This is a genomic window from Desulfobacteraceae bacterium (assembly GCA_022340425.1).
Lineage (GTDB): Bacteria > Desulfobacterota > Desulfobacteria > Desulfobacterales > JAABRJ01 > JAABRJ01.
Window position 1 is genome coordinate 1 of the sequence record JAJDNY010000189.1, and the last position, 4620, is coordinate 4620.

General features: G+C 68.1%; 5 protein-coding genes. All 5 read left to right on the plus strand.

What is annotated here, in order from left to right; translation table 11 throughout:
* Nucleotides 1-886: 23S rRNA (guanosine(2251)-2'-O)-methyltransferase RlmB (rlmB, locus tag LJE63_16625; protein MCG6908229.1), on the plus strand; the 886-nt coding region annotated here is incomplete at its 5' end.
* Between the two features lie 27 nt (nucleotides 887-913).
* Nucleotides 914-2152 (plus strand): isocitrate dehydrogenase (NADP(+)), encoded by a 1239-nt coding sequence (gene icd, locus LJE63_16630; protein ID MCG6908230.1) that lies wholly within the window; start codon nucleotides 914-916, stop codon nucleotides 2150-2152.
* Nucleotides 2153-2191: 39 nt separating this feature from the next.
* A complete protein-coding gene (locus LJE63_16635) occupies nucleotides 2192-3040 on the plus strand; it encodes a ComF family protein (GenBank protein ID MCG6908231.1) in 849 nt (282 codons plus the stop codon).
* A 52-nt stretch (nucleotides 3041-3092) separates the two neighbouring features.
* Nucleotides 3093-3572 (plus strand): D-glycero-beta-D-manno-heptose 1-phosphate adenylyltransferase, encoded by a 480-nt coding sequence (gene rfaE2 / locus LJE63_16640; GenBank protein MCG6908232.1) that lies wholly within the window; start codon nucleotides 3093-3095, stop codon nucleotides 3570-3572.
* A gap of 61 nt (nucleotides 3573-3633) precedes the next feature.
* Nucleotides 3634-4410 carry a polyphenol oxidase family protein gene (locus tag LJE63_16645; protein ID MCG6908233.1) on the plus strand — a complete coding sequence of 259 codons (777 nt, stop codon included), beginning with the start codon at nucleotides 3634-3636 and terminating at the stop codon, nucleotides 4408-4410.
* Nucleotides 4411-4620 lie beyond the last annotated feature (210 nt).

Genomic DNA, 4620 nt, shown 5'->3' on the forward strand with positions numbered 1-4620 from the left:
CTTCACTGCGTCGCGGTCCTCGGCCGGGGCCCTGCCGGCCATCATGGCTTCTGGGAGGCAGCTCTTTTGGGGCGGCGCCGCCGTCTTTTCGCAGGAAATCTTCGTCATGGCCCAGACCGAGGTGCTCTACGGCATTCACCCTGTCTGCGAGGCTCTGCGCGCCGGGCGCCGGAGGGTCTTTGGGCTTTATACCCTCAACCGCCCCTCCCGGCGGCTCCAGGCGGCCCTTGAGTTGGCACGGCAGGCGCAGGTGGTGGTGGAAACCCTTTCCGGCGGTCAGCTCCAGGCCCTCGCCGGGACGCCCCAGCATCAAGGGCTTGCGGCCCGGGTGGGGCCCTACCCCTTTGCCGACCTGCAAAGCGCCCTGGCCAACCCGGCTGCCGGCAGGCACCAACCGCTGGTGGTGATCCTGGACAACGTGGTCGACCCCCACAACCTGGGGGCCCTGGTGCGCACCGGGCACTGTGCCGGGGTGGCCGCGATGGTGATTCCCAAGGACCGTGCCGCGGCGCCCACACCGGCGGTATCCAAGATCTCGGCCGGGGCTTTGGAGCACATCCGGCTGGTCCGGGTGACCAACGTCGTCGGCACGCTGCGCGCCTTAAAGGCCCAGGGCTTCTGGGCGGTGGGGCTGGACCGCGGCGGCGATCGGTCGCTGTTTGAAATTGATCTGCGGACTCCGACGGCCATCGTGGTCGGCGGCGAGGGGCGGGGCATCCGGCCGCTGGTCAAGACCCACTGCGATTTTTTGGCCGCGATCCCCCAAATGGGGCGGATCGATTCGCTCAACGCCTCGGTGGCGGGTGCCATCGCGATCTACGAGGCGCTGCGGCAGCGATCGGGCGGTACCCCCCTGCCCACGAAAACCCGTTCACCGCTGCCATAACCCCAAACACCCGGGAGAAAAAACACGATGAACGCAAACGCCAAGATCACGGTTCAGCCCGACGGCACGCTGACCGTTCCCGACCAGCCGGTGATCCCCTTCATCGAGGGCGACGGTATCGGCCCCGACATCTGGCGCGCCACCCGCCTGGTCATCGACCGGTCAGTTACGGCCTGTTTCGGGGGCCGGCGCCAGATCGCGTGGCTGGAGGTGCTGGCCGGCGAAAAGGGCTTTCAGCAGACCGGCGAATGGCTGCCGGAAGAGACCCTGGACACCATCCGGGAACATGTGGTGGCCATCAAGGGGCCGATGACCACCCCGGTGGGCAAGGGCATTCGCAGCGTCAACGTCGCGATCCGCCAGAAGCTCGACCTTTACGCCTGCGTGCGGCCGGTGAAGTACATCGAAAACGTGCCCAGCCCAATGAAGCATCCCGAAAAGATCGACATGGTGATTTTCCGGGAGAACACCGAGGACCTCTACGCCGGGATCGAGTGGCAGGCCGGCAGCCCCGAGGCCGGCCGGGTGAGCGCCTTTCTGGAGTCCGAGATGGGCGTCCGCCTGCCGCCGGGGGCCGGCATCGGCATCAAACCCATCAGCGCCGTCAACACCAAGCGACTGGTGGCGCGGGCAATCGCCTTCGCCATCGCCAACGGCAAGCCCAGCGTGACCCTGATGCACAAGGGCAATATCATGAAGTTTACCGAGGGGGCCTTCAACCAGTGGGGCTACGAGGTGGCCCGGGAGAAGTTCGGGGAGCAAACCCTCACCGAGGCCGACCTCTGGGAGCGCTACGACGGCCGGGCGCCGGCGGGCAAGGTGATCATCAAGGACCGCATCGCGGACATGCTTTTCCAGCAGGTGCTGTTGCGCCCCGACGAGTTTGCCGTGATCGCCACCCCGAATCTCAACGGCGACTATCTCTCCGACGCCCTCGCCGCCCAGGTGGGCGGGCTGGGGATGGCGCCGGGGGCCAATATCGGGGACGCCTGCGCGGTCTTCGAAGCCACCCACGGCACGGCGCCCAAGTATGCCGATCTGGACAAGGTCAACCCCAGCTCGCTGATTCTCTCGGGCGCCATGATGCTGGAGCACATGGGCTGGCGGGAGGCCGCCGACCGGATTCGCCAGGCCCTCCAGGCCGCCATCCGGGAGGGCACCGTGACCTATGATCTGGCGCGCCAGATCCAGGGCGCCCGTGAAGTTCGCTGCTCGGAGTTCGCCGCCCGGGTGGCGGAGATTCTCGAGGCGGGAAGCGCAGGGTAGGCCGCGGTGTCAGCCCCAGCGGCCCACGGGCCGGAGCCGATGGGCCCAGGCCCCGTTGCGGGCCGGGGCCTGAGGCCGGTGGTGCGGGCCGGGGCCTGGGTCGCCAATCGTCTCCTGGCGGCGGTCTTTCCCGACCGCTGTCCGGGCTGCGGCGCGCCCCATGCCGGGCGGGGGCCGGCTTCGGCGCCGCCGGCGGCCGGCTTCGGCCCCTTGCTCTCCCGTGTTCTCTGCCCGGCCTGTCGCAAGGTCTGCCGCCCGCTGGTATCCCCGCTGTGCCCCCGCTGCGGCCTGATGTTCACCAGCCGCGTGGGGCATGATCGCCTCTGCGGCCGCTGCATACGCCGGCCGGCGGCCTTTGCCGCCGCCCGGGCGGCTGGGGTCTACGAGGGCGCCCTGATGCAGCTGGTGCACCTGCTGAAATACGGCGGCAAGATCCAGCTGGCGCGGCCCCTCGGCCGTCTCCTGTTCGACACCTTCCAGCATTGCGGGACGCTGGCCGACGCCGATCTGGTGGTGCCGGTACCCCTTCACCGGCGCCGGTTTCGCGAGCGGGGCTTCAACCAGGCCTATCTCCTGGTGCGCGAATGGCCCCGCCTGGGCCGCTCGCCGGGGGCCGGCGGCCGGCCCGTGACGATCGCCCGCAAGGCCCTGATCCGGCGGCGGGCGACCGTGCCCCAGACCGGACTTGGACGCCGTGAGCGGCGGGCCAACCTTCAAAACGCCTTTGCCCCGGGGCCCGATGCGGACCAAGGGCGGGTCCGGGGGCAACACGTCCTGCTGGTGGACGATGTCTTTACCACCGGGGCCACCGCCGAAGCCTGCACGCGGGTTCTGCTGGAGGTCGGGGCCCGGGCGGTGTCGGTGCTGACCGTCGCCCGAACCCTCTGAGGGCAGCGCGGCGGCGTCGCTTCCGGAAAAGGGCTTGTGGACAGGAGCGCCCATGGATCCCAAAATCGTTACCCGCGCGGTGCTCCTGGAGGGGCTGGAGGCCCTGCGGCGTGCCGGCCGGCGGGTGGTTTTCACCAACGGCTGTTTCGATATCCTGCATGCCGGGCATGTGCGCTACCTGCAGGCGGCCCGCGCCTGTGGTGACTGTTTGGTGGTGGGGCTCAACTCCGACCGTTCGGTGGCCGCCATCAAGGGGCCGCGGCGCCCGATCGTCACCCAAGAGCAGCGGGCGGCGGTGCTGGCCGCCATGGCCTGCGTGGATTTTGTGACCCTCTTCGACCGGCCCGAGCCCGGGGACCTGATCGCGGCGATCCGACCGGAGGTCCTGGTCAAGGGGGCCGACTGGGAGGAGATCCAGATTGTGGGGGCCGCCGAAGTCAAGGCCGCCGGAGGAGAGGTGGTGCGGATCGCCCTTGAAGCCGGCATCTCCACCAGCGCGATCATCGGCCGGATCGTGCAGCGCTACTGCTGAGGAAAGCGGCGCCGGTTTATGCTGCGTCCCCAAGGCGGTTTCAGGCAAACGGTAGAAAACGATGATATTCAGAACCCGGGAGGGGTTGGGGTTTTTTCAGTTTCACCAACTGGCCCGACGGCCGGAAGTCCGGCACGCGGTCTTCACCCGCCTGGGCGGCCGCAGCCGGGGGGCCTTTCGGGGGCTCAATGTGAGTTTCGACTGCGGCGACGAGCCCGCGGCGGTCGTTGCCAACCGGCAGATGCTGGTGAGCGCGGTCGGCGGCGGGGAGCTGGTGGGGCTGCGCCAGACCCATGGGACGGCCGTTCTCGGTTTTTCCCGGGAAGAGGGCGCTCAACGGCCGCCGGAGCCCTCACCGCCCCTGGCAGACGGCGCCGTCACGGATTTTCCCGGCCGTCTGTTGCTGATCCAGGTGGCCGACTGCCAGAGCGTCATGCTCTACGATCCCCGGCGCCGGGTGGTGGCCAATGTGCACTGCGGCTGGCGGGGTAGCATCGCCAATATCCTCGGCCGGGCCGTGGGGCAGATGCAGGAGCGCTTCGGCTGCCACCCCGAGACAATCCTGGCCGGCATCGGCCCCTCGCTGGGGCCCTGTTGCGCAGAGTTTGTCAATTACCGGGAGGAGATTCCGGAAAAATTCTGGGGCTACCGGATTCGCCGCGACCATTTCGATTTCTGGGCCCTTTCCCGGGACCAGCTGCGCGCCGCCGGGCTGCCGGCAGCCCAGATCGAGTGCAGCCAGACCTGTTCGCGCTGCAACCCCCATCTGTTTTTTTCCTACCGCCGCAGCCGCGAAACCGGCCGGTTTGCCGCTGTCATCGGGTTGGCCGAACCTTGACGGTACCGCAAAAAGCCAACTTTCCGCGTTGCGCTGCATCTCGAAGTCGCTGCGGCGTACATAAGAACGCCTCACGGCGCTGAGATTTGCGTGCCGTAAATTGAACTTCTAAGGAACTCACCGCTAATCCATGCAGCTATTGGGTTTTTCGAAGACCACAGCCTTATCTCAACTGCTTGTTGATGGCGGCGTTTTACGTCCCATCGTCCC